The organism is Pseudomonas versuta (assembly GCF_001294575.1).
Lineage (GTDB): Bacteria > Pseudomonadota > Gammaproteobacteria > Pseudomonadales > Pseudomonadaceae > Aquipseudomonas > Aquipseudomonas versuta.
Genome location: NZ_CP012676.1, coordinates 5099988 through 5123883 on the forward strand (window position 1 = coordinate 5099988; position 23896 = coordinate 5123883).

Below are 23896 nucleotides of genomic sequence, written 5' to 3' on the forward strand. Positions count from 1 at the left end.
AAAGCCAAGACAAGAGGGCGAATCCATGTCGCTTAGCAAGTCAGAACTGCTTAAGGCCTATCGCAAAATGCGCGAAATCCGCGTCTTCGAAGAGCGCCTCCACCAGGAAAATACCACCGGTGATATTCCGGGTTTCATTCACCTTTACTGCGGTGAAGAAGCCATCGCCGTGGGCGTTTGCGAAAACCTTGAAGACACCGACTACATCGGCTCGACTCACCGCGGGCATGGGCACTGTATCGCCAAGGGCTGTGACATCCACGGGATGATGGCCGAGATTTTTGGCAAGGATTCGGGGCTGTGCCGTGGCAAGGGCGGTTCGATGCACATCGCCGACCTGAGTAAAGGCATGCTCGGCGCCAACGCCATCGTCGGTGGCGCCCCGCCGCTGGCGATTGGTGCGGCACTGACCGCCAAAACCCTGGGTAACCGTGGCGTCGCGGTGTCTTTCACCGGTGACGGCGGCTCGAACCAGGGGCTGGTATTCGAGGCGATGAACATGGCCGTGGTCCTGCGCTTACCGGTCATTTTCGTCTTCGAGAACAATGGTTTTGGTGAGGCTACCGGTCACGACTATGCCGTCGGCGGGCGTGATATCGCTCACCGTGCAGCAGGTTTCGGCATGCCTGCGGTCAAGGTTGACGGCACCGATTTTTTTGCCGTGCATGAGGCGGTTGCAGTCGCCGTCGAGCGCGCCCGGGCCGGTGAAGGGCCGACCGCCATCGAAGCCGTTGCCCATCGCTGGTACGGCCACTTTGAGGGCGACCCGATGCTCTATCGCGCGGACGGTGAAGTCGAACGCCTGCGCCAGGAAAACGATCCGTTGAAAATCTTCAGTCAGCAGGTTGCCGGTCAAATCTCTGTAGAGGAACTGCAAGCCATCGACGCCCAGGTCCAGGCCCTGGTGGACGATGCCGTGGCCAAGGCCCGGGCGGCAGATTTCCCTGCGCTAGAGAGCTTGCTGACCGACGTCTACGTGTCTTACTGAGGATTTGAACCATGGCAATTCGTACTTATCGTGAAGCGGTCAAAGAAGCCCTGGCTCAGGAAATGGCACTCGATGATCGGGTGGTGTTGATTGGCGAAGACGTGTGCGGCGGGCAGGCCGGTACTGCCGAAGTGGGCAGCAAGGGTGAAGCCTTCGGCGGGGTGCTGGGGGTGACCAAAGGCCTGTGGACCGAATTCGGCTCGGCGCGGGTGATCGATACACCGATCACTGAGTCGGCGATTATCGGCATGGCTGCCGGCGCGGCCATGACCGGCCTGCGGCCAGTGGCCGAGTTGATGTTCATGGACTTCTTCGGCGTCTGCCACGACATGCTCTACAACCAGGCGGCCAAGTTCCGCTACATGTTCGGTGGCAAAGCCAAAGCGCCGATGGTGGTACGGGGCATGATCGGTGCCGGTTTCTCGGCGGCGGCGCAGCACTCGCAATCGCCGTATCACATTTTCGCCACCACCCCCGGCCTCAAAGTGGTCGTGCCCTCGTGCCCCTACGACGTTAAAGGCCTGCTGATCCAGGCCATACGCGACGACGACCCGGTGGTGTTCTGCGAGCACAAGGCGCTCTACGACATCAAGGGCGAAGTCCCTGAAGAGCCGTACACCATTCCTTTTGGCGTCGCCAATTACACCCGCGAAGGTACCGACGTGACCATCATTGCCCTCGCGGCAATGGTCCACAAAGCCAACCAGGTGGCAGACAAGCTGGCCGCCGAAGGCATCTCGGTCGAAGTGGTCGACCCCCGCACCGTGTCGCCGCTGGATGAAGACGGCATTCTGGAATCGGTGACCTCCACCGGCCGGGTGGTGATTGTCGATGAGTCGGCAGCACGACTGGGCTTTGCCCACGACCTGGCCGCGCTGATCGCGACCAGAGCGTTCTATCAACTCAAGGCGCCGATCATCATGGTGACGCCGCCGCACACGCCCGTACCGTTCTCGCCCGTGCTGGAGCAGGCCTGGATTCCCAGTGTGGATCGCATCGAAGCTGCCGTGCGCAAAGTGATGGAGGGCTGAACATGACTGATATCAAAATCATCGAGGTGCCTAAATGGGGGCTGTCGATGGAAGAAGGCACCCTCAACAATTGGCTGATTGAAGAAGGCGACAGTTTCAGGCTGCATCAGGAAGTCTGCGAAATCGAGACCAGCAAAATTGCCAACGTGCTGGAAGCCCCCTTTGCTGGTGTACTGCGCCGCAAGGTTGCGGTGGCCGGGCAAACCCTGCCCGTAGGCGGTGTGCTGGGGGTGGTCGCCGATGCCTCGGTCAGCGATGCCGAGATTGATGCGTTTCTGGCGCTGCGCAGCACCCCGGCCGGCACCGGCGCGCCGCAGCCTGGGGCGGTCGCGGCGACACCGGCGGCTCCCGTTGCACCGGCCGTCGCGGTGAAAGCGGCAGAGCCTGTCGCGGCGCCGAGAGTGAAATCGGCACAGGGCTGGCAAGTACCTCAGGCGTTAGCCGGGGCCGGCCCTGAATCGGTGTTTGCCACACCCCACGCCACACGTCTGGCCAAGGAACTGGGGATAGATTTGAGCCGGGTCAGCGGCTCGGGGCCCGAGGGCCGGGTCAGCGTGGCGGATATTCAACAGGCGGTCCGCGACCGCGGCGGCAAGGTCGCGGCCGTTGAGCCTGCGCTCAAGGCCAGCGGTCCCGCCCGCTCTCGCAGTGATGACAGCCAGGTTCAGGCAACGCCGCTGGCCCGTCGGCTGGCAGCCAGTCTGGGGGTCAACCTGAATGATTGCCGGGTCACCGGCAGCCGCGGCCGGGTCTGCAAAGCCGATGTTCTGGAAGTCAGCGCGGTGCAGCATCCGCCGGTGGCAGCGCCCGCTGATGCAACACCCGGGCAGGCCGAGGTTGAAGTCTTGCCGATGAGTGGCATGCGCAAGGCGATTGCTGCCCGCCTGCAGGAATCCAAGCGCACGGCGCCGCACTTTCGGCTTCAGGCCGACCTTGATTTGCAAGCCCTGCTGGCGCTACGCAGCGAGCTGAATGCCAGTACTCCGGCGATCAAGCTGTCGGTCAACGACTTGTTGATAAAAGCCTGCGCGCTGGCGCTGGTTAAAGTGCCGGACGTGAATGTGCAATTCGATGAAGCGCGTCAGGCCGTGCTGCGTTTCAGCGATGCCGATATCTCGGTGGCCGTAGCGTTGCCCGGCGGTTTGATCACCCCCATCGTGCGCCAGGCCAACCGTAAAAGCCTGCGGCAAATATCCGAAGAAATGCTGGGTCTGGTGACCCGGGCCAAGGCCGGTACGCTCAAGCCGCAGGAGTTTCAGGGCGGCACGTTCAGTATTTCCAATCTGGGCATGCTCGGGGTCAGCCAGTTCGACGCCATCATCAACCCGCCCCAGGGCGCAATTCTGGCTATCGGTGCCGGCGAGCAGCGGGCAGTGGCGCACAACGGAGAAGTCGCGGTGCGCACACTCATGACCGTCACCCTCTCCTGCGACCACCGGGTGATTGATGGTGCGCAGGGGGCGGCGTTCCTCGCCGAACTCAAGCGCTTGGTACAGACCCCAAGCCTGATGATGCTCTAGGAGCGACCATGACTGACAAATTTGATGTGGTGGTCATCGGCGGCGGTCCCGGGGGCTACGTCGCGGCGATTCGTGCCGCGCAACTGGGCCTGAGTACCGCACTGGTCGAACAGCAACATCTGGGCGGCATTTGCCTGAACTGGGGCTGCATTCCGACCAAGGCGATGCTCAAGGGGGCTGAAGTCGCGCACACCTTAAAACACCTGCCGACCTTTGGTTTCAGCGCCGAGAACATTCAGTTTGATATTGCGCAACTGGTTGCCCACAGCCGGGGCGTGTCGCAGCGGCTGACCTCGGGTATCGCTTACCTGTTGAAAAAGAACGGGGTCCGGGTGGTCGATGGCCGCGGCCGCGTTACGGCTAAAGGCCGGGTCAGCGTGACCACGCAGGCGGGCGATCAGGAACTGCAGGCGAGGCACATCATTCTGGCCACCGGCGCCCGGCCCAGAGCCTTGCCCGGGCTGGCCGCCGATGGTCATAAAATCTGGAGTTACTTCGACGCGCTGGTGCCCGAGAGTGTTCCGCCGTCGTTGCTGGTGATCGGCTCCGGGGCCATTGGCGTGGAGTTCGCCAGCCTGTACAGCGACCTGGGCAGCCAGGTGACCCTGGTGGAAGTGGCCAGGCAAATCATGCCGGTCGAGGATCAGGAAGTGGCAAGCCTGGTTCAGCGCGAGTTCGAACAGCGCGGTATTCGGGTCCTGACTCAGGCCCGGGTCAGCGCGGTGCAGGGGGAGGTCGGCGCCTTGCAGTGCCGGGTTGCGCTCAGTGATGGCAGCGAGCAGACCTTGCAGGTGTCCCAGGTATTGCTGGCCGCCGGGATCGAACCCAATACCGGTGACATGGGGCTCGAAGCGTTGGGCGTTGAGTTCGAAAACGGCTTCATCAAGACCGACCCGTGGTGCCGCACCAACGTGGCAGGGCTGTATGCCATTGGCGATGTGGCCGGAGCGCCGTGCCTGGCGCACAAGGCCAGCCATGAAGGTGTGCTTTGCGTGGAAAAGCTGGCGGGCGTTGACGGGGTTCACCCGCTGGATAAAACCCGCATTCCCGGCTGCACCTATGCCAGGCCCGAAGTCGCCAGCCTGGGGCTTACCGAAATGGCCGCCAGAGCCGGGGGGCATAACATCGCCGTGGGCCGTTTCGACTATCAGGCCAACGGCAAGGCGCTGGCCATGGGCGAAGGGAAAGGCTTCGTGAAGACCATATTCGATGCCGACAGTGGCGAATTGCTGGGCGCCCACATGGTGGGGCCGCACGTGACCGAGCAGATTCAGGGGTTCGGTATTGCCCGGGCACTGGAAGCCACGGATGTGGAATTAAGCCAGGTGATTTTTGCCCACCCGACCCTCAGTGAATCCATGCATGAAGCCGTGCTGGCAGCGAGAGACCGTGCCCTGCATCAATAGGCAAGGGTGTGAACCCGCTATGGTAAGGGCGGCAGGATCTGGATCAATTGTTGAAAGGAAACCAACGAATGAAACTCTCTGGAAAGATTGCACTGGTAACGGGTGGCGCACAGGGCATCGGGCGCGGCATTGCACTGCGCCTGGCCAAGGACGGTGCCGATATTGCACTGGTTGACCTCAATCCTGAAAAGCTGGCGCAGGTCGCCAAAGAGGTGCAAGCCCTCGGGCGCAAAGCCACCACTTTTGTGGCCGACGTGGGCGACCGTGAACAAGTATTTGCCGCTGTTGATTACGCCCACAACGAACTGGGCGGGCTGGACATCATGGTCAACAACGCGGGCATCTCCCAGGTCAAGCCGCTGGCGGATGTCACCCAGGAGGAGGTGGAGCGAATCTACCGGATCAACGTTCAGGGCACCCTGTGGGGGATTCAGGCGGCGGCAGAGAAGTTCAGGGCGCTCAAGCGCAAGGGCAAAATCATTAATGCCAGCTCCATTGCCGGCCACGAAGGTTATGCGCTGTTGGGGGTTTACTCCTCGACCAAGTTTGCCGTGCGGGCCCTCACCCAGGCGGCGGCCAAAGAGCTGGCGGTGCACGGCATCACGGTCAACGCCTATTGCCCCGGCGTCGTGGGTACCGATATGTGGGTGGATATCGACAAGCGCATGGCAGAGCTCACGGGCGCCCCGATTGGTGCGACCTATGACAAGTTTGTCAGTGGTATTGCGCTGGGCCGGGCAGAAACCCCGGACGACGTGGCCGCTTTTGTGTCGTATCTGGCCAGCCCGGATGCGGACTACATGACCGGCCAGGCGCCGTTGATCGATGGCGGGCTGGTGTTCCGCTAGTCCTGCGATCCAGGCAATGCCCCTTGTGGGAGCTGCTTTGTCAGCGGATCGCGAGCAAGCTCGCGCCTACAGGTATTGGGGTTGAGGTTGGGATGGTGTCGGTTGGCAGAACCCTTGTGGGAGCTGGCTTGCCAGCGATGGCATCGCTGCGGTCTGGCTGCCGGGCCGCAGTGACAGGTTTCGGGTTTTTTGGGGGGGCAGGCATCAACCCTGGTCAGGCGGTGTAGTCGGCCTGTTGATCGGCGATCAGGGTGAGCGCCGCGTCCCATGCCAGTTGCACTATCCCTTGTGCATCATCCTGCTCAAACTGACGCGCCGTGTGCTCACATACGTGTGGCGCCGGCTGTAGCAGTTTGCCGCCTCCGGCCAGGGCCTGGATCTGCGCCTGGCAGGCTCTTTCCAGAAAATAGATGTTCTGAAAGGCATCGGCGACGCTGCTGCCGGCGGCCAGTAATCCATGGTTGCGAAGGATCATGGCCGAATGCGTGCCCAGGTCGGCCACCAGCCGTTCGCGCTCGGCCGTGTCCAGGGCAATCCCTTCGTAGTCGTGATACGCCAGCCGGTTATAAAACTTCAGCGCATGCTGGCTGATGGGCCTCAGGCCATCGGCCTGTGCCGACACGGCCATGCCGGCGGCGGTGTGGGTATGGATCACGCAATGCAGGTCCGGTCGGGCGGCATGGATGGCCGAGTGGATCACGAACCCGGCACGATTGACCCGGTGACCCGGTGATCCGGGAACAGGGTATCCACCACTTGGCCTTCGCTGTTGATCTTCACCAGATCACTGGCTGTCATATGCTCAAAGAGCACGCCATAGCGGTTGATCAGGAAGTGCCCGGCGCCGTCTTCCAGACGCAGGGAAATATGGGTGTCGATCAAGTCGGTCATACGAAAATGGGCAATCAGGCGGTACAGCGCCGCCAGTTCACAGCGCGCAGCCCATTCCATTGCATCGGCGTCCAGGGGTAAATCGTGCATGGCTTTGATCCGCAAAAGAGTAAGGTCTGACGTGTCGTCGTCGGGTATTTTTACGAGATAACGCCGCGACCTTACAATTCGCCATTTCTTATAGTGATTATTCGTCAGCCCAATTAAAGGTATTGCCGTGACCGCTTCCAACCACCCTTGCGGCGTAACGCCTGCTGGCCGTCGGCCCTTGAGCGAGCGGGTGGACTGGAACCTGTTGCGCACCTTCCAGATGATCGCCCAGGAAATGAGCATCAGCCGTGCTGCAGTGCGGCTTCATTTGTCCCAGCCGGCAGTGACCCAGGCGTTGAAACGCCTGGAGGAGCAAATCGGCGTGGCGCTGATCGAGCGCAACGGCCCGCGCTTTCAATTGACCCGCGCGGGTGTCGAAACCCTGAAAATCGCGGGTGAGGTGCACGGCCATTTTGGTCAGCTGCAAGCCGCAGTCGAGGCCGCCAGCGACCAGGTCATCGGTCCGGTCCGGCTGCTGTCGGTGAGCGGCATTGAGTGCCCGGCCTATGACCGTTTTCTGGCTGCACTGCATCGCGATTACCCCGGCATCACCCTTGAGATCGAGGTGCGCTCCAGCGAAGCGATTCTCAGTGCCCTGAGCCATAAAACCGCCACTTTCGGCCTGGCGGTCAACCGCAGTACTTACCCGTGGTTGCACCAGCAATGCCTGACGACCGAACGCTACCGCTTTTATTGCAGCGACCAGCACCCGCTGTTCGGGCGCAGCGACCTGACCCTGAGCGATCTGCGCCTGGAACCCTTGATCGTCATCACCGGAGACTTGCTGGGTGGCAACCTGTCGCCACTCGCAGAGTTCCGTGACCGACATTCATTGTCGGGAGACATCGTCGCCTCCACGGCCGATATTCAGGAGGCGTTGCGTCTGGTGCTGGCCGGTTTTGGCATTGGCTGCCTGCCCGACCATGTCTGCCTGGATAGCCGGGTGGCCGCGCGCCTTTGGCCGCTGCCGCCCGAGGAGGAGGTCTGCGCGATGGATATCAACCTGCTCTGGCATGCAGGCCAGCGCCTGAGCCAGGCCGAAGCCGTTTTTTTACAGCGGTTGCGCAATGCACCCGGTGTAGTCGCTGACGAGCAGCACGAGGCTGCGATCGGGCAACGCCCGTAAAACCTCACATCCCGTAGCAGGGGATACACCGGGATGGTTACTTGGGTGTCTTTAACGGCTCGCAGCCTCGCGCTGCTCGGCAGCGACTAGGGTATTCAATATTCATCGCGCAGGGTCCAAGGCCTTGACCTTGCCATACTGGGAAGCTTCAGGATCGACTCAATTTCAAGGAGAATTGCCAATGGCTAGCGTTTCGCTTCAACCAGAGTCCAAAACATCCGGCGCTGTGGGGGCGCGTCTGAGTCTGCCGGTTGAAGGCATGACGTGCGCCTCGTGCGTCGGTCGGGTCGAACGTGCGCTCAAGGCGATACCGGGCGTGCAGTTGGCCGCGGTCAATCTGGCCACCGAGCGCGCCGATGTGACCTTCAGCGCTGCGGCCGATCCGCAGGCGGTGGTCGATGCCATCGAGCGCGCGGGCTACTCGGTGCGTGAAGAAACCACCGAGCTGGCAATCGAAGGCATGACCTGTGCCTCGTGTGTGGGCCGGGTCGAGAAGGCGCTGGCGAAGGTGCCCGGCGTGCGTCAGGCCAGTGTCAATCTGGCCACCGAGCGCGCGCAGGTGGTTCATCTAGCCGGGGCTGTCTGCGCTGCCGACCTTGAAGCCGCCGTCGAGCGGGCGGGGTACACGGCCCGCCGTGTGTCCGCCGATACCCCGGATGCGGGTGAGCAGGACGACCAGCGGCGCGAGGGCGAGGCGCGGGGGCTGCAGCGCTCCTTGCTGATTGCCGCCATCCTCAGCTTGCCGGTGTTCATTCTGGAGATGGGCTCGCACCTGATCCCCGCCATGCATCATTGGGTGATGACAGTCATCGGTCAGCAGACCAACTGGTACATCCAGTTCGTGCTGGCCACACTGGTGCTGTTCGGACCGGGGCTGCGTTTTTTCCGCAAGGGTGTTCCGGCACTGCTGCGTGGTGCTCCGGACATGAATTCGCTGGTGGCAGTCGGGACCTCGGCGGCTTACGGTTATTCGCTTGTCGCGACCTTTGCGCCTCAAGTGCTGCCCCAAGGCACCGCCAACGTATATTTCGAAGCGTCCGCGGTCATCGTCACCCTTATTTTGCTTGGCCGCTCGCTGGAGGCCCGAGCCAAGGGCCGAACCTCACAGGCGATCAAACGTCTGGTCGGGCTGCAAGCCAAAACCGCGCGGGTAGAGCGCAACGGTAAAACCCTTGAACTGCCCCTCGATCAAGTGACAACCGGGGACGTGGTGCTGGTGCGTCCGGGCGAGAAAATTGCCCTCGACGGCGAGATTGTCGACGGTGCCTCCTATGTCGACGAGAGCATGATCAGCGGGGAACCGGTGCCGGTGCATAAAACTGTTGGCGCTGAAGTGATTGGCGGCACGATCAACAAGACCGGGGCATTCAGTTTTCGCGTGACCCGGATCGGGGCCAACACGGTGCTGGCGCAGATCATCCGCCTGGTCGAACAGGCCCAGGGCTCCAAGCTGCCGATCCAGGCGCTGGTGGACAAGGTCACCATGTGGTTCGTCCCGGCCGTGATGGCGGCGGCCACGTTGACCTTTCTGATCTGGCTGATCTTCGGGCCCACGCCAGCGCTGACCTTTGCTCTGGTCAATGCGGTGGCGGTACTCATCATTGCCTGCCCGTGTGCGATGGGGCTGGCCACGCCCACCTCGATCATGGTCGGTACGGGGCGAGCGGCCGAGCTGGGGGTGCTGTTTCGTAAAGGCGAGGCCTTGCAGGCGCTGCGTGACGTGAGCGTGATCGCCCTCGACAAGACCGGCACCCTGACCAAGGGCCGCCCGGAACTGACCGATCTGGTACCTGGCGAAGGTTTTGATTACGACGAAGTGCTGGGGTTGGTGGCGGCGGTCGAAACCCGCTCCGAGCACCCGATCGGCGAAGCCATCGTCAGCGCGGCACAACAGCGTGGCCTGGTGATTGATGCGATCGACCACTTCGAGGCGACGCCGGGTTTCGGCGTGACGGCCAAGGTCTCGGGGCGAACTGTGTCGGTGGGTGCCGACCGTTTCATGACACAGCTGGGGCTGGATGTGTCGAGCTTTGTCGCGACGGCACAGCGTCTGGGCGAGCAGGGCAAGAGCCCACTGTATGCCGCTATTGACGGCCGTCTGGCGGCGGTGATCGCAGTCGCTGACCCGATCAGGGAAACCACCCTCGAGGCGATCAAGGCGCTGCACGCACTTGGCCTCAGGGTGGCGATGATCACCGGTGACAATGCGGCCACGGCCAATGCCATCGCCCGCCAGTTGGGGATTGATGAGGTGGCCGCCGAGGTCCTGCCCGACGGCAAAGTCGCGGCGCTAAAGAAATTCCGGGTCAATGGTGCGCGGGTGGCGTTTGTCGGCGACGGCATCAACGACGCCCCGGCCCTGGCCGAAGCGGACGTGGGGCTGGCCATCGGTACAGGTACCGATGTGGCCATCGAGGCGGCAGACGTGGTGCTGATGTCAGGAGACCTGCGAGGCGTACCGAATGCCATCGCGTTGAGTCAGGCGACGATCCGCAACATCAAGCAGAACCTGTTCTGGGCATTTGCGTACAACGCAGTGTTGATCCCGGTCGCGGCGGGAGCGTTATACCCGGTGAACGGCACACTGCTGTCGCCGATCTTCGCGGCGGCCGCGATGGCGCTTTCCAGCATTTTCGTGCTGGCCAACGCGCTCCGGCTCAAGGGCTTCAAGGCGCCGATGGCGGTGAGTGGCGTGTAAACGGGGCAGTTTTTCGCGGCCAGGATCCAGGGAGAGGAACATGATGAATATCGGTCAGGCGGCCAGTTTTTCCGGGGTTTCGGCGAAGATGATCCGTTACTACGAACAGACTGGCTTGATCCCCAAAGCCCTTCGAACCGAGGCCGGCTACCGGCTTTACAGCCCCCAGGACGCCAATGCCCTGGGCTTTATCCGGCGCGCCCGCGACCTGGGGTTCTCTGTTGAACAGATCTCGGAGTTACTGGAGTTGTGGCGCGACCGTGATCGCGTCAGCGCTGTGGTCAAGGCCATGGCGCTGACCCATGTTGCGGGCCTGAAAGCGAAAGTCGCCGAACTGCAGGCGATGGTGCAAACCCTCGAAAGTCTGGCCAGTCACTGTCGCGGCAATGACCGCCCGGACTGCCCGATCATAGCCGGGCTGGCCGAGCTCAATGCTTTGGCCGCAGCGCCGCAAGCCCCGCGCCGGACACCGCGGTTCGGGGCTTGCGGCACTGCGGCCTCAGCCCACCAGCGGCAGTTCGCTGAAAAGTGATTGACCTTGCCACGCTGGCAAACTTCAACGTAGCGGTTCACCTTAAATAATCAGGAGATCCCTATGCATCGTTTTCATATCCCCAACATGACCTGTGGCGGCTGCGCCCGATCCGTCACCAAAGCGCTACTGGCCGTCGACCCGCAAGCGCGCATCGAAACCGACCCGGCGGCCCGTGAAGCCAGAGTTGAAAGCCAGCTGGACGAGGGCCTGTTCCACGCGGCGCTCAGCGAAGCCGGATACCCGGACAAACACTAATCCGCAGTACAGCTGGGCTTGCCTCGTGATGCAGACGACGCGGTGTTTGAGACCGGTTGCGGCGTTGATAGCGCGAGGCAGGTTTATTGAGTTTATGGCGGGTTTAAGGGGGTGTAGGTACCTGTAAAATTGTTATGTTCAGTGCATGTTCGGTAGGTATTGCACGTGCCAGGGAATATCAGAGTTTTCCTGTTTTTATTCGTGGGGATACAACTTATTTTTATGCGTCGCACGGGTTGCATGTGTGAGTCGTACTGTTTAAGTACTTAATATTTTCGAGCGTTTGGCGTTGGCGTGGTTCTTTAAAGGGGTTGTAAAACTGTTGTTCTGGTGTCGTACCCACCTCAGGCGGGCACGACAGCTGATCTTTACGCCGAGGCCAAGTACGCTGCGTTCGCCATCAAGGACCCGCTCCATGAATATAAAGCTCCAAGCCTGCCGTCTGCTGGCAAAACTGCCGCTCATTCATTCTGCACGCTGGCCGTTCGGCAAAATAGAAGTACTCCTTGCCTATGATTTTCGTCGTTCGAATAAGGCGGAGTACGAATATTTAACAACCTATTATCCTGACTATTGTTCTTTGTATGGGGATGGAACCCCGGATTATTTTAAAAACAACTTTCATTATTTCGCCAGTGTCAGGGCAAATGATCGTCTGGATATTATTTCCCATGCCAATGAACATGGAATCGGGCGCGAAAGGACAGCGCAAGACCTGGCGCAGGAGCTTCGTAGATACAGTTTGCGCGAAGTTGGGGTGATAAAGTTTCAGGGGTGTGATCTTGGCAAGGGAGCATGGCTGGAACTGGCCCGAGATGCATTTTTGCAGGCCGGTATCAGCTTTGCTTATATGGCCGCCCCTCTTGGACGCATACAGTGGGTTCCCCCTTTTAAATATGTTGATGTTGAGCATGGCGGCGAACGCTATCGGGTGATCAAAGGCAATATTGAACGTAGCTTCCCCGGCACTCGTTATACCTGAGACCCACTTAGGGGAGGCTGGCGGTAACCTTGTGGGAGCTGGCTTGCCAGCGATGGCAGCACAGGGGGCTGCCTGAAAGATCGCAGCGCTTGTGGCTCGCGAGCAAGCTCGCTCCTACAGGGGTTGGGTTTGACCCGCCTGCTTCAGTGGGTGGTTACCCCGTCCAGTGACTTGTCGACATAGGCTTTGGCCAGTTCCAGCAAATAGGCGATCGACAACACCCGATCCCGTGCCGCTCCGTCCAGGCCATTGCCTGCCTCACTTGCCGTGGCACCCGCGCAGCGCAACAGCTCTGACGCTTGGGCCAATGCTGCTTCCAGGTTGACGCCGTCGGGGATGGAATACAGGGCCGTGACCACGGGGCGATCAGGCTTGGGGTCGGGGAAGTAGTAATTGAGGGCGCGATCGGCGGCGGCACGGTCCAGCAACTGTTGATCGCTTGGCGCAGTATCTTGCAGGGTGAAAGAAGGCGGGTCGGGGACAATCTTCTTCATGGCTCAACTCCAGATACATCGACAGGAGCTGCCACTTGTCGCGACTAAACGAGTGGGTGGCAGCCGTACGCAGGTTAGTCGACCGGTGCATCTGGAAACCGGTGCGCCCGAGGGCGCCCTGCGCACGGCCACCATAAAGCGGAGGCCGAAAAAAAGCGCCTCGCTAAAGGTGGCGCTGATGCGCCAGATGACAAACCGGGCGACTAAACCCGATCGCTGATTTGCAGCGATGGACCCAGACTATGCCCCGATTTGAGCAGGCGCAAGCGAGCGGGATTTTCTCGGAAATTTCGTACGAATGAAAGTAAAGAGTCTTACAAAATGCCTAATTCTGCAGGCTTGTAGAGCGCTTGTGGCTGCAGTCCACGGATTTGTTGCAATGCAGTGTTGATTGGAGTAGCCGTGAAAGTGTCAGGGCCAGTTTGCGAATCTTGGTACGGCGAATATTGCGCAAGTATAAATATCCCCCTGATCAAGCAGAGGATGCCGCACAGATGATTCTTAACCTGGCTGAGATGCTGTGTGAGGCTTGGCTGTAGTGGGCTTTGCGACAGGCATTAAAAAGCCGGCTTGTGGCCGGCTTCTCGGGGGCGGGTTTGGCTTATTTTTGGTAAGCCGTACTCGCCTTCAATTTAGACATCCAGGCCCTGATAGTCAGGGTTGGGGCGTGGCGGCTTATTGCTGCCTTGCCTGCGGTCCGGCCTGCTCGATGCGGGGCGCGGTGCTTATGTGGCGCGAATCATACGGGGATTCAATGTCGTTTCCCAGCGAAAACAGCTCAATCTTCGGACATAAAAAAACCTCGGCGAACCGAGGCTTTTGTGTGATTCAAGCCTGCCTTAAGACAGGACCGGCATCACTTAGCCTTTGTAGGCGGCTACCGATTTCATGATCTCGGTGCGGGCGGCTTCTGCATCGCCCCAACCTTCGATCTTCACCCATTTGCCTTTTTCGAGATCTTTGTAGTTCTCGAAAAAGTGCTGGATTTGCTGAATCAGCAGAGGTGGCAGGTCGGTGTACTCTTTCACGTCAACGTACAGCTGGGACAGCTTGTCGTGAGGGACTGCAACGACTTTGGCATCGCCACCGCCGTCGTCGGTCATGTGCAGGATGCCAACCGGGCGGGCACGGATTACCGAACCTGGTGCTACCGGGTAAGGGGTAACAACCAGCACGTCGAGGGGGTCACCGTCGTCAGCCAGGGTGTTCGGGATGAAGCCGTAGTTGGCCGGGTAGAACATCGGGGTGGCCATGAAGCGGTCAACGAACAGGCAGTCGCTGTCTTTGTCGATTTCATATTTGATCGGCGCGTGGTTCGCCGGAATCTCGATGGCGACGTAGATGTCATTCGGCAGGTCTTTGCCAGCCGGAATCTTGCTGTAGCTCATTGGGCGGTGCCCCCGTGTATAGGCCAGTTTACTTGGCCGGTTTGGCCAAAAAGTGGCGGCGATTATAGGCGTATTCCGCATACGCCGTCACGTCTGGCCGGTTTAGTGGTGCCTCACGCCCGGTTCACTGGCTCTCGGTACTCGGGGTGACCGCTCTGTAACGTTTGCAGCCGGGTCAGCGGGTCCTGCCGGTAGAACAGGCTGAGCTGCTGGTACACCTTGGGATAGGCGTGGGTCAGCAGGTCGGGGGCGCTGAAGAAGTACTCGCTGGTGACCGCGAAGAACTCTGCCGGGTTTTCGGCCGCATACGGGTCAATGGGGGCGTGGTCGGGGGCGTGGTGGTCGAGGTAGTGATTGAGGTGGTCGTAGGCGTGTTGCATGGCTTGTGTCCATTCGCTCACGTGCATGCTGCTGTGCAGGGGCGGCATGCCATTGGCGGCACCATTGAGCATGTCGAGCTTGTGCGCCAGTTCGTGAATCACCAGGTTGTAGCCTTCCCACCTGCCGCTGGCCAGTACGCCGGGCCAGGCCAGTACCACGGGGCCATGTTCCCAGGCCTCGCCGCTGTGGGTGCCTTGCCATTCGTGCTCGACGCCACTGGAGTCGCGGTGACGCTGGGGGCTGATGAAGTCATCGGGGTACAGCACGATTTCGTGGAAACCCTGATACCAGTCCAGTTCGCCCAGGTTGAGCAGCGGCAGTTGTGCCTGGGCGGCCAGTAACAGGCGGCCTTCATCGGTGAGTTCAACCCCGGGCATGGGGGTCAGGTGTTTGTCTTGCAGAAACAACACGCTGTGTTCGCGCAGCCATTTGTCCTGCGCGTCGTCCAGCCCGTCGAGAATACTCAGGTGCTGGCGCACGTCGTGCCACACGTGCGCCGCCACCGGGTGTTGCGCCAGAATTCGCTGGCGCCGCCATTCACTCAGAGACCACATGGGGGCGGGTCCCGGTCAGGCTTTGGAAGGGCTGCGGCCCATGCGGCTGCGGATTACACCAATGATCATCGGTATCAGAGACAGCAGGATAATGCCGACTACCAGCAAGGACAGATTGGACTTGATGAAGGGCACGTTGCCGAAGAAGTAGCCCAGTGTCACCAGGCCGCCGACCCAGAGGATGGTGCCGAAAACGCTGAACATCAGGAAGCGCGGGTAGAACATGTGCGCCACGCCGGCAACGAAGGGGGCAAAGGTGCGAAAGATTGGCAGGAACCGCGCCATGGTCACGGTTTTGCCGCCATGACGTTCGTAGAAATCGTGGGTTTTTTCCAGGTAATCGCGGCGGAAGATTTTCGAGTCCGGGTTACTGAACAATCGCTCGCCGGCCGTCCGTCCTATGACGTAGTTGGTGCTGTCGCCCAGGATTGCCGCCACCATCAGCAGGCCTGCCAGCAGCACCGGGTCCATGCCGCCGCCTGCAGCGACCGCGCCGGCAATAAAGAGCAACGAATCACCCGGCAGGAACGGCATGACCACCAGACCGGTTTCACAGAAGATCACCAAAAACAGGATGGCGTAGATCCACACTCCGTAATCTCTTACCAGCATGTCCAGGTACACATCGAGGTGCAGGATAATGTCGATCGGGTTGAAATCCATGTAAAGCACCTGTGTTGATGACCCGGCTCTGCAGGTCCGTGCGGGAAAGGGAAAGGTATTTAACTACAACGGATGTAGTTTTTTCGTACATTTCTTAAAAAAGCGGATTATACGGATTGAGGCAAGTCTTGTTGGTGGAGTTTGTAGCGAGGCGTGTATTGAGTCGCAGCGGCTGGCTAATCAACCGTAGGAGCGAGCTTGCCTCGCGAAGCACACAGCTCGCGAGCAAGCCCGCTCCTACAGAGTCACGGCCCCGTGTTTATTCACCCTTGAGTAGGAAATTTTCGCTGGGAGCCTCTGATTCAATGGTTTGTACCTGTGCTTCGTCTTTCAGGTTCACACCCGACAATTGCCGACGACAGGCTTCGCGCATCAAGTAGGCCAGCCGATGAGCGGCCATGCCGTAGCTCAACCCTTCGAGCCGCACGTTAGAGATGCAGTTGCGATACGCGTCGGTCAGACCAATCTTTGGCGCGTAGGTGAAATACAGGCCCAGGCTGTCAGGAGAACTGAGGCCGGGGCGTTCACCGATCAGCATGACCACCATTTTTGCACCCAGCAGCTCGCCGATTTCATCGGCGACCGCTACCCGTCCTTGTTCCACCAGAATCACCGGTGACAGGCTCCAGCCTTCAGTGGCCGTTTGCTCCTGCATGCGGGCCAGAAAGGGCAGGGTGTGACGATGAACCGCCAGCGCCGACAGCCCGTCGGCCACCACGATGGCGACATCGATACCGCCAGGATGAGCCAGGGCGTAGTCGCGCAATTGTTGCGCCGAGTCATCGTTAAGCTTGCGCCCCAGATCCGGCCGTTGCAGATAGCTGTGGCGATCAATGGCGGCGCTGTGCAGCAGCAGCGTTTGCTGTCCGCGCTCGGCAAGCTGGCTGCTTAAACCTGCGTGATCAAACGGCAAATGCACCGCATCCCGGGCTTGGGCGTGGGCAAACTGAAAATCCAGCTGGGCCCCGGTGGGCATGCTGGTGCCGGTACGTCCCAGGGCAATGCGCGCCGGGGTCAGGCGGCGCAGTTCCAGCCAGGGGTTGAGGTTGTCTGTGGGGGTAGTGGCCATGCTCAGCGTCCTCCCAGATGAGCCAGTGCCTGGCGAAATGCCGGCGGCAGTTGATGCCCGAACTCGATCCGGCCATCGGTCTGGGTAAATATCCCGATCTTGCTCAACCACTGCTCAAACTCGGGGGCCGGTTTGAGGCCCAGGGTTTTTCGCGCATACAGCGCGTCATGGAACGAGGTGGTCTGATAGTTGAGCATGATGTCGTCCGAGCCCGGAATGCCCATGATGAAGTTGATCCCGGCCACACCCAGCAGGGTCAGCAGGTTGTCCATGTCGTCCTGATCGGCTTCGGCGTGGTTGGTGTAGCAGATGTCGCATCCCATCGGCACGCCGAGCAGCTTGCCGCAGAAGTGGTCCTCAAGCCCGGCACGGATGATCTGCTTGCCGTTGTACAGGTACTCGGGGCCGATAAAACCGACCACGGTGTTGACCAGAAACGGCTTGAAATGCCGCGCCACTGCATAGGCGCGGGTTTCGCAGGTTTGCTGGTCGACGCCGAAATGCGCGTTGGCCGACAGCGCGCTGCCCTGGCCCGTTTCGAAATACATCAGGTTGTTGCCCAGGGTCCCGCGGTTGAGGCTCAAGCCTGCGTCATACCCTTCCTGCAATACATTCAGATTGATCCCGAAGCTGGCGTTGGCGGCTTCAGTACCGGCAATCGACTGGAACACCAGATCCAGCGGTACGCCACGGTTGATCGCTTCAATCGAAGTGGTGACATGGGTCAGCACGCAGGACTGGGTCGGGATCTCATAACGCTGGATGATGGCGTCGAGCATGTTCAGCAGGTCGCAGATGGATGCGATGCTGTCGGTGGCCGGGTTGATACCGATCATGGCATCGCCGTTGCCGTACAGCAGGCCGTCGAGAATGCTGGCGGCAATCCCGGCCGGATCGTCGGTGGGGTGGTTGGGTTGCAGGCGGGTCGACAGTCGCCCGCGCAGGCCCATGGTGCCGCGAAAACGGGTGACCACGCGGATCTTCTGCGCCACCAGAATCAGGTCCTGCACGCGCATGATTTTCGACACCGCAGCGGCCATTTCCGGGGTCAGGCCCGGCGCCAGGGCGCGCAGGCTCTGCTCGTCGGCAGCGTCGCTGAGCAGCCAGTCACGAAAACCGCCCACTGTCAGATGGCTGACTGCAGCAAAGGCGAGCGGGTCATGGGTGTCGATAATCAGCCGGGTGACTTCATCGGACTCGTAGGGAATCAGCGCTTCCTGCAGGAACCAGGCGAGCGGGACGTCAGCCAGCGCCATTTGCGCAGCGACCCGTTCACCATCGTTCTGTGCGGCGACACCAGCCAGAAAATCCCCGGAACGCGCCGGGCTGGCTTTGGCCATGAGGTCTTTGAGGTTGTCAAAACGGTAAGTCTGGGTGCCTACCGCGTGAGAAAAAGTTGCCATTCAGGGTGCTCCTTAACGCCAGACGCAGTGCGTCTGGCGGGTTTCTCAGCGACTAGTGCAAGGCTTGCTCGGCTTTTTGAATCGCCGCGAATTCCTCTTCAGGCGTACCGGCCACCAAGTGGTGCCGACTGTAAAAAGCGAAGTACGCAATTAATACGCCATAGATCACGGCAGCGCCAATCACCACGCGCGGGTCGACCAGGAAGCCGGCCACGACCGCGACGCAAGCGAGCACCAAAGCGATGCCTGAAGTGAAGATTCCGCCCGGAGTGCGGTACGGACGCTCCATTTTGGGGCGACGAATACGCAGGGTGATGTGCGCGGCCATCATCAACACGTAGGAAATGGTCGCGCCAAACACGGCCACCAGAATCAGCAAGTCCCCTTGCCCGGTCAGCGACAGGCCGAAACCGATGATGCCGGGGATGATCAGCGCCAGTACCGGTGCTTTGCTTTTGTTGGTTTCTGACAGTTTGCGCGGCAAATACCCTGCACGGGACAGGGCGAAGATCTGACGCGAGTAGGCGTAAATGATCGAAAAGAAACTGGCGATCAAGCCGGCCAGGCCGACCAGGTTAACGAACCCGCCCATCCAGGTTGAGCCGCCATAGGCCTTGCTCAGTGCTTCAACCAGCGGGTTGCCCGAGGCCATTAAATGGTGTGCGCCCGCGGCACCAGGGCCGATGACCAGAATCAGCAGGGCAAAGGTGACGAGTACCAGCATGGCGCCGATCAGGCCGCGAGGCAGGTCGCGCTTGGGGTTTTTGGTTTCTTCGGCGGCCAGCGGTACGCCTTCGACGGCGAGGAAGAACCAGATCGCGTAAGGGATTGCGGCCCACACGCCAACGTAGCCGAATGGTAGGAAGGCGCTGGCGCCTTTGGCTTCTGTGACCGGGATATCCAGCAGGTTGGCGACGCTGAAGTGCGGCACCATAGAAACCAGAAACACGCCCAGGGCAATCGCGGCCACGGCGGTGATGACGAACATCAGTTTGAGGGCTTCACCCACGCCGAAAATGTGAATGCCGATAAAGATGATGTAGAACGCCAGATAGATCATCCAGCCACCAATCCCGAACAGTGATTGGCAATAAGCACCGATAAATACGGCAATCGCGGCCGGTGCTATGGCGTATTCAATCAGGATCGCGGTGCCGGTCAGGAACCCGCCCCACGGGCCGAAGGCGCTTCGGGCAAAGCCATAGCCACCACCGGCTGTAGGAATCATCGACGACAGTTCGGCCAGCGAAAAGCACATGCACAGGTACATGGTGGCCATCAGCAAGGTGGCGATAAACATCCCGCCCCAGCCGCCCTGGGCCAGGCCAAAGTTCCAGCCGGCGTAGTCGCCGGAGATGACGTAAGCCACACCCAGGCCCACCAGCAGGACCCAGCCGGCAGCGCCTTTTTTCAGTTCGCGTTGTTGAAAGTATTCGGAGCCGACTTTTTCAAAGTCGACGGAGGAAGCTGACGCCGAAGCGCCAATGGGTTCGCTAGGCATGTGAGTGCACCTGTTCTTTTATAGTTTGGAAAATATGACAGGGAGCAAAGCAAGAGCTGGGCCATGAGGGCCGGTTTAGAGCGGTCTGATCTGCAGGAGCGAGCTTGCTCGCGAGCTCTTGACGGCTCGCGAGCAAGCTCGCTCCTACAGGGGCAGGGGGTTAGAAGAAGCCCAGCGGGTTGATGTCGTAGCTCACCAGCAGGTTTTTAGTCTGCTGATAGTGGTCGAGCATCATTTTGTGGGTTTCACGGCCAACACCGGACTTTTTGTAGCCACCGAACGCGGCATGGGCCGGGTACAGGTGGTAGCAGTTGGTCCAGACGCGACCGGCCTTGATGGCGCGGCCCATGCGGTAGGCGCGGTTGATGTCGCGGGTCCACAAACCGGCACCCAGGCCGAACTCGGTGTCGTTGGCAATCGCCAGTGCTTCGGCTTCGTCCTTGAAGGTGGTGATGCTGACCACCGGGCCAAAGATTTCTTCCTGGAACACGCGCATTTTGTTGGTGCCCTTGAGCAGCGTCGGCTGGATGTAATAGCCGGTTGCCAGGTCGCCTTCGAGCTTGGCCACCTGGCCGCCGGTCAGCAGTTCGGCGCCTTCTGCCTTGGCGATTTCAAGGTAAGACAGGATCTTGTCGAATTGCTGCTCGGAGGCCTGGGCGCCGACCATGGTGTCGGTGTCCAGCGGGTCGCCACGTTTGATCGACTCGACCTTCTTCATCACCACTTTCATGAAGTCGTCATAGATCGACTCCTGAATCAGCGCGCGGGAAGGGCAGGTGCACACCTCACCCTGGTTGAAGAATGCCAGCACCAGGCCTTCGGCCGCCTTTTCAATAAAGGCCGGTTCAGCCTGCATGATGTCGGCGAAGAAGATGTTTGGCGATTTGCCACCCAGTTCAACGGTGGAAGGAATGATGTTCTCGGCGGCACATTTCATGATGTGCGAGCCCACGGGTGTCGAACCGGTGAAAGCGATTTTGGCGATGCGCTTGCTGGTGGCCAGGGCTTCGCCTGCTTCCTTGCCGAAACCTTGCACCACGTTCAGTACGCCGGGCGGCAGCAGGTCACCGATCAACTCCATGAATACGGTGATGCTCAGCGGGGTTTGCTCGGCGGGTTTGAGCACGATGCAGTTACCGGCAGCCAGGGCCGGTGCGAGTTTCCAGGCGGCCATCAGCAGCGGGAAGTTCCACGGAATGATCTGCCCGACCACGCCCAGCGGTTCGTGGATGTGATAGGCCACGGTGTTGCCGTCGATTTCTGCCGCGCTGCCTTCTTGCGCGCGGATGCAACCGGCGTAGTAACGGAAATGGTCAGCTGCCAGCGGAACGTCGGCGTTCAGGGTTTCGCGCACTGCTTTGCCGTTGTCCCAGGTTTCGGTCACGGCCAGCAGTTCGAGGTTTTGTTCGATGCGATCGGCAATTTTGAGCAGCACCAGCGAGCGGGCCTGCACCGAGGTCGCGCCCCAGGCGTCAGCAGCGGCATGGGCGGCATCCAGGGCTTTTTCGATATCTTCTGCAGTCGAGCGCGGGAATTCGGCGATGGGCTTGCCGTTCACTGGCGAGGTATTGGTGAAGTACTGGCCTTTGACGGGCGCCACGAATTCGCCGCCAATGTAGTTGCCGTAGCGGCTCTTGAACGAGACGACAGAGCCTTCAGTACCGGGTTGTGCGTAACGCATGGGGAGTGTCTCCTGGCTTTATTGTGCTTATGGGAGGACGCGCTGTGGCGTTGCCCTAAGTCAGAGCAAGGGCCGGGCCATATTGTCTGGATAGCTCTGGGACGGGGATTTCATGCTGATTAAGGGTATGGCGCCGGCAGGGGGTGTCACAGGGTCGATACAGTTGCAGTGACACTTTGTACCAAAACCGGAACAGTTGATGACCGGAGAGTCAGTTGGCGATTGCAAAGGCTCGCGGGCAAGCAGATGCTGGGCGCTCGGTCTGAACCTGGATCCATGTTGGCGAAGAGGCTAAATGTGCCCCTGCCGGACATGAGACCGCCGATACAGCGCGGAGAATAATAACAATGCACAGTAATGATTTGAGCCGGCACGCCCGGCAAGTTCTGGATGTGACCCAGGGTCGCCCTCAGGGGTGTGACCCTTCTATCGTTCGCTCCTGGCAACGCTGCCTGGAGGACTACCACCTCGATCCTGCACAGACCATTGCCCCGACAGTACTGGAACACGGCCGCATTCTTGAAGGGCGCGAGCGTTTGCAGCAGGTGCTGCAAATTGCCGGGCACGAAATGAACAGCTTGCATCAGCAGCTCTCGGGGGCCGGGCACGCGGTCCTGCTGACCGATGCCCGCGGGGTCATCCTCAACTGTGTAACGGCGGCGACCGAACGCAAAGTGTTTGAGCGGGCCGGGCTGTGGCTGGGGGCTGACTGGAGCGAGGCCCGCGAGGGCACCAACGGGATTGGCACCTGTGTGGTAGAGCGCCAGGCTTTGACCATTCATCAGGACGAACATTTTCGTGGCCGTCACACCGGGCTGACCTGTTCGGCCAGCCCGGTATTTGACCCGCAGGGCGAGCTGCTGGCGGTGCTGGACGTTTCTTCGGCGCGGCATGAAGTCTCGCGCCAGAGCCAGTTTCACACCATGGCGCTGGTCAATCTCTCAGCGCGGATTATCGAAAACAGCTATTTTCTGCGGCACTTCGAACACCAGTGGCTGCTGCGTTTTCACCTGCAGGCCGAGTCGGTGGGGCTGTTCAGTGAAGGCATGCTGGCATTCGACGGCGACGGAGTTATCTGTGCCGTGAATCAAAGCGCCTTGAATTTGCTGGGCCACGTGCGAGGCGGATTGCTCGGGCAGACCGTCGACAGCGTATTCGATTGCCCGCGCGATGAACTGTTCGCCCGTGCCAGCACCCTGGCCAGCACCAGTTGGCCGCTGCGTACCCACGATGGTCGCCGGCTGTTTGCAGCGGTGCGTGGTCTGCCGCGCAGCGTGCCGTGCGCGGTCAAGCCGCAGGTCGAGCCCGTGGCGGCGCGCTTGAGCGGAATTTGCTTGGGGGATGAGGCCCTGCAGACCGATTTTCGTCGCGCGCTGCGGGTGTTCGAGCGTGATGTGCCGTTATTGATCAATGGCGAAACCGGCTCGGGTAAAGAGGCCTTTGCCAAGGCTGTGCATCAGGCCAGCTTGCGTCATGGCAAACCGTTCGTCGCACTCAATTGCGCATCTATCCCTGAAAGCCTGATCGAGAGTGAGCTGTTTGGCTATCGCGGTGGCAGCTTTACCGGGGCGCGCAAAGAGGGGATGCAGGGCAAGCTGCAGCAGGCTGATGGCGGCACCCTGTTTCTGGACGAGATTGGCGATATGCCGCTGGTGCTGCAAACCCGGCTGTTGCGGGTGCTCGAAGATCGCCTGGTGGTGCCGATCGGTGGCGAGCCGGTGGCGGTCAATGTGCGCATCATCAGTGCTACGCATCGCAACTTGCAGGAGCGGGTGGCTGACGGCAGTTTTCGCGAAGACCTGTATTACCGCCTCAATGGTCTTGAAATCGGTTTGCCGGCGTTGCGCGATCGCAGTGATAAGTCGCAACTGCTCGATTTTTTGCTGGCCGAAGAGGCGCCACAGCAAGGGTTGCTCATCAGCCCTGCGGCACGTCAGGCGCTACTGGAGTTTCCGTGGCCGGGCAACGTGCGCCAGCTGCGTAACGTGCTGCGTACCCTGGCGGCATTGTGTGAAGAGCAGGTGATCGAATTTGATGATCTGCCGGTTGTCATTCGCCAGGCGCCAGGCAAAGCCCCGGTCCCCTGCGGGCAGCCATTGGAAAACGCAGAAAAACTGGCGCTGCTCGAGGTGCTGGAAATGCACCGTTGGCACATGACCCACGCGGCCGTGCAGTTGGGTGTTAGCCGCAATACGCTGTATAGAAAGCTGCGCAAGCACGGGATAGAGCGATAGCTTTTTGGGCGGGAGCGGGGGGCTGGCAATCAAGGTCGCGCGGTTTGATTTGAAACTGTGCCGATGCCATCGCCGGCAAGCTGCTGGCTCCCACGCAAAATGCCCCCTGAATCATCAGGTGCGAAAAACAACCCCCTGCGATACCCTTCGCCGATGAT

General features: G+C 60.5%; 19 protein-coding genes and 2 pseudogenes. 12 read left to right on the plus strand and 9 right to left on the minus strand.

Annotated features, from left to right (window positions below):
- Positions 1–25: 25 nt before the first annotated feature.
- The 5 genes from AOC04_RS22975 (at position 26) to AOC04_RS22995 (ending at position 5793) form a co-directional block, all read left to right on the plus strand.
- On the plus strand, positions 26–988 hold the full coding sequence (locus AOC04_RS22975; RefSeq protein ID WP_060696784.1) for a thiamine pyrophosphate-dependent dehydrogenase E1 component subunit alpha: 963 nt from the start codon (positions 26–28) through the stop codon (positions 986–988).
- A gap of 11 nt (positions 989–999) precedes the next feature.
- The gene (locus AOC04_RS22980) at positions 1000–2019 is read left to right on the plus strand and encodes an alpha-ketoacid dehydrogenase subunit beta (RefSeq protein ID WP_060696785.1); all 1020 of its coding nucleotides are present in this window, start codon (positions 1000–1002) and stop codon (positions 2017–2019) included.
- 2 nt (positions 2020–2021) lie between these two features.
- A complete protein-coding gene (locus tag AOC04_RS22985; protein ID WP_060696786.1) occupies positions 2022–3539 on the plus strand; it encodes a 2-oxo acid dehydrogenase subunit E2 in 1518 nt (505 codons plus the stop codon).
- Between the two features lie 8 nt (positions 3540–3547).
- Complete coding sequence (gene lpdA, locus AOC04_RS22990; protein WP_060696787.1) at positions 3548–4945, plus strand: dihydrolipoyl dehydrogenase; 1398 nt, start codon at positions 3548–3550, stop codon at positions 4943–4945.
- A 68-nt stretch (positions 4946–5013) separates the two neighbouring features.
- Positions 5014–5793, plus strand: a complete 780-nt coding sequence (locus AOC04_RS22995; protein WP_060696788.1) for an acetoin reductase — start codon at positions 5014–5016, stop codon at positions 5791–5793.
- 214 nt (positions 5794–6007) lie between these two features.
- Here the strand turns inward: AOC04_RS22995 and AOC04_RS23000 are convergent.
- Positions 6008–6774 (minus strand): annotated as a pseudogene (locus tag AOC04_RS23000) (class II aldolase/adducin family protein).
- A 220-nt stretch (positions 6775–6994) separates the two neighbouring features.
- Between AOC04_RS23000 and AOC04_RS23005 the strand changes: the two are divergent.
- From AOC04_RS23005 to AOC04_RS23025, 5 genes are all read left to right on the plus strand, one after another.
- Positions 6995–7900 (plus strand): LysR family transcriptional regulator, encoded by a 906-nt coding sequence (locus tag AOC04_RS23005; RefSeq protein ID WP_082363805.1) that lies wholly within the window; start codon positions 6995–6997, stop codon positions 7898–7900.
- A 181-nt stretch (positions 7901–8081) separates the two neighbouring features.
- Positions 8082–10598 (plus strand): heavy metal translocating P-type ATPase, encoded by a 2517-nt coding sequence (locus tag AOC04_RS23010; RefSeq protein WP_060696790.1) that lies wholly within the window; start codon positions 8082–8084, stop codon positions 10596–10598.
- A gap of 40 nt (positions 10599–10638) precedes the next feature.
- Positions 10639–11130, plus strand: coding sequence for a Cu(I)-responsive transcriptional regulator (gene cueR / locus AOC04_RS23015; RefSeq protein ID WP_237178886.1), 492 nt, complete (start codon positions 10639–10641; stop codon positions 11128–11130).
- A gap of 63 nt (positions 11131–11193) precedes the next feature.
- Positions 11194–11388, plus strand: a complete 195-nt coding sequence (locus AOC04_RS23020) for a heavy-metal-associated domain-containing protein (RefSeq protein WP_003444255.1) — start codon at positions 11194–11196, stop codon at positions 11386–11388.
- Positions 11389–11803: 415 nt separating this feature from the next.
- Complete coding sequence (locus AOC04_RS23025; protein ID WP_060696791.1) at positions 11804–12370, plus strand: hypothetical protein; 567 nt, start codon at positions 11804–11806, stop codon at positions 12368–12370.
- Between the two features lie 143 nt (positions 12371–12513).
- Here AOC04_RS23025 and AOC04_RS23030 read toward each other — a convergent pair whose 3' ends face one another.
- Complete coding sequence (locus AOC04_RS23030) at positions 12514–12864, minus strand: DUF6124 family protein (RefSeq protein WP_060696792.1); 351 nt, start codon at positions 12862–12864, stop codon at positions 12514–12516.
- A 383-nt stretch (positions 12865–13247) separates the two neighbouring features.
- Here AOC04_RS23030 and AOC04_RS24555 point away from each other — a divergent pair.
- A pseudogene (locus AOC04_RS24555) lies at positions 13248–13403 on the plus strand (type I restriction enzyme endonuclease domain-containing protein); the annotation flags it as partial.
- Positions 13404–13724: 321 nt separating this feature from the next.
- On the opposite strand, the gene ppa reads toward AOC04_RS24555, so the two are convergent.
- The 7 genes from ppa to exaC form a co-directional block, all read right to left on the minus strand.
- A complete protein-coding gene (ppa, locus tag AOC04_RS23040; RefSeq protein WP_003444254.1) occupies positions 13725–14252 on the minus strand; it encodes an inorganic diphosphatase in 528 nt (175 codons plus the stop codon).
- Positions 14253–14365: 113 nt separating this feature from the next.
- A complete protein-coding gene (locus tag AOC04_RS23045) occupies positions 14366–15187 on the minus strand; it encodes a M90 family metallopeptidase (RefSeq protein WP_060696794.1) in 822 nt (273 codons plus the stop codon).
- Between the two features lie 15 nt (positions 15188–15202).
- Positions 15203–15850: a DedA family protein gene (locus AOC04_RS23050; RefSeq protein WP_060696795.1), complete on the minus strand. Its 648-nt coding sequence runs from the start codon at positions 15848–15850 to the stop codon at positions 15203–15205.
- A 259-nt stretch (positions 15851–16109) separates the two neighbouring features.
- On the minus strand, positions 16110–16919 hold the full coding sequence (gene eutC / locus AOC04_RS23055) for an ethanolamine ammonia-lyase subunit EutC (RefSeq protein ID WP_060696796.1): 810 nt from the start codon (positions 16917–16919) through the stop codon (positions 16110–16112).
- 2 nt (positions 16920–16921) lie between these two features.
- A complete protein-coding gene (locus AOC04_RS23060) occupies positions 16922–18322 on the minus strand; it encodes an ethanolamine ammonia-lyase subunit EutB (protein ID WP_060696797.1) in 1401 nt (466 codons plus the stop codon).
- A gap of 52 nt (positions 18323–18374) precedes the next feature.
- Positions 18375–19823, minus strand: coding sequence for an ethanolamine permease (gene eat / locus AOC04_RS23065; RefSeq protein WP_060696798.1), 1449 nt, complete (start codon positions 19821–19823; stop codon positions 18375–18377).
- A gap of 160 nt (positions 19824–19983) precedes the next feature.
- On the minus strand, positions 19984–21504 hold the full coding sequence (exaC, locus tag AOC04_RS23070; protein ID WP_060696799.1) for an acetaldehyde dehydrogenase ExaC: 1521 nt from the start codon (positions 21502–21504) through the stop codon (positions 19984–19986).
- Between the two features lie 347 nt (positions 21505–21851).
- Between exaC and AOC04_RS23075 the strand changes: the two genes are divergently transcribed.
- Positions 21852–23738, plus strand: coding sequence for a sigma-54-dependent Fis family transcriptional regulator (locus AOC04_RS23075; RefSeq protein ID WP_060696800.1), 1887 nt, complete (start codon positions 21852–21854; stop codon positions 23736–23738).
- The last annotated feature ends 158 nt before the right edge of the window (positions 23739–23896 follow it).

What these genes read in the sequence shown, in the direction of transcription:
- AOC04_RS23060 (WP_060696797.1), bottom strand. Translation starts at nt 18,322, where the DNA reads ATGGCAACTTTTTCTCACGCGGTAGGCACCCAGACTTACCGTTTTGAC.
- eat (WP_060696798.1), bottom strand. Translation starts at nt 19,823, where the DNA reads ATGCCTAGCGAACCCATTGGCGCTTCGGCGTCAGCTTCCTCCGTCGAC.
- ppa (WP_003444254.1), bottom strand. Translation starts at nt 14,252, where the DNA reads ATGAGCTACAGCAAGATTCCGGCTGGCAAAGACCTGCCGAATGACATC.
- AOC04_RS22980 (WP_060696785.1), top strand. Translation starts at nt 1,000, where the DNA reads ATGGCAATTCGTACTTATCGTGAAGCGGTCAAAGAAGCCCTGGCTCAG.
- eutC (WP_060696796.1), bottom strand. Translation starts at nt 16,919, where the DNA reads ATGGCCACTACCCCCACAGACAACCTCAACCCCTGGCTGGAACTGCGC.
- cueR (WP_237178886.1), top strand. Translation starts at nt 10,639, where the DNA reads ATGATGAATATCGGTCAGGCGGCCAGTTTTTCCGGGGTTTCGGCGAAG.
- AOC04_RS23045 (WP_060696794.1), bottom strand. Translation starts at nt 15,187, where the DNA reads ATGTGGTCTCTGAGTGAATGGCGGCGCCAGCGAATTCTGGCGCAACAC.
- exaC (WP_060696799.1), bottom strand. Translation starts at nt 21,504, where the DNA reads ATGCGTTACGCACAACCCGGTACTGAAGGCTCTGTCGTCTCGTTCAAG.
- AOC04_RS23010 (WP_060696790.1), top strand. Translation starts at nt 8,082, where the DNA reads ATGGCTAGCGTTTCGCTTCAACCAGAGTCCAAAACATCCGGCGCTGTG.
- AOC04_RS23075 (WP_060696800.1), top strand. Translation starts at nt 21,852, where the DNA reads ATGCACAGTAATGATTTGAGCCGGCACGCCCGGCAAGTTCTGGATGTG.
- AOC04_RS22975 (WP_060696784.1), top strand. Translation starts at nt 26, where the DNA reads ATGTCGCTTAGCAAGTCAGAACTGCTTAAGGCCTATCGCAAAATGCGC.
- lpdA (WP_060696787.1), top strand. Translation starts at nt 3,548, where the DNA reads ATGACTGACAAATTTGATGTGGTGGTCATCGGCGGCGGTCCCGGGGGC.
- AOC04_RS23050 (WP_060696795.1), bottom strand. Translation starts at nt 15,850, where the DNA reads ATGGATTTCAACCCGATCGACATTATCCTGCACCTCGATGTGTACCTG.
- AOC04_RS22985 (WP_060696786.1), top strand. Translation starts at nt 2,022, where the DNA reads ATGACTGATATCAAAATCATCGAGGTGCCTAAATGGGGGCTGTCGATG.
- AOC04_RS23020 (WP_003444255.1), top strand. Translation starts at nt 11,194, where the DNA reads ATGCATCGTTTTCATATCCCCAACATGACCTGTGGCGGCTGCGCCCGA.
- AOC04_RS23025 (WP_060696791.1), top strand. Translation starts at nt 11,804, where the DNA reads ATGAATATAAAGCTCCAAGCCTGCCGTCTGCTGGCAAAACTGCCGCTC.
- AOC04_RS23005 (WP_082363805.1), top strand. Translation starts at nt 6,995, where the DNA reads ATGATCGCCCAGGAAATGAGCATCAGCCGTGCTGCAGTGCGGCTTCAT.
- AOC04_RS23030 (WP_060696792.1), bottom strand. Translation starts at nt 12,864, where the DNA reads ATGAAGAAGATTGTCCCCGACCCGCCTTCTTTCACCCTGCAAGATACT.
- AOC04_RS22995 (WP_060696788.1), top strand. Translation starts at nt 5,014, where the DNA reads ATGAAACTCTCTGGAAAGATTGCACTGGTAACGGGTGGCGCACAGGGC.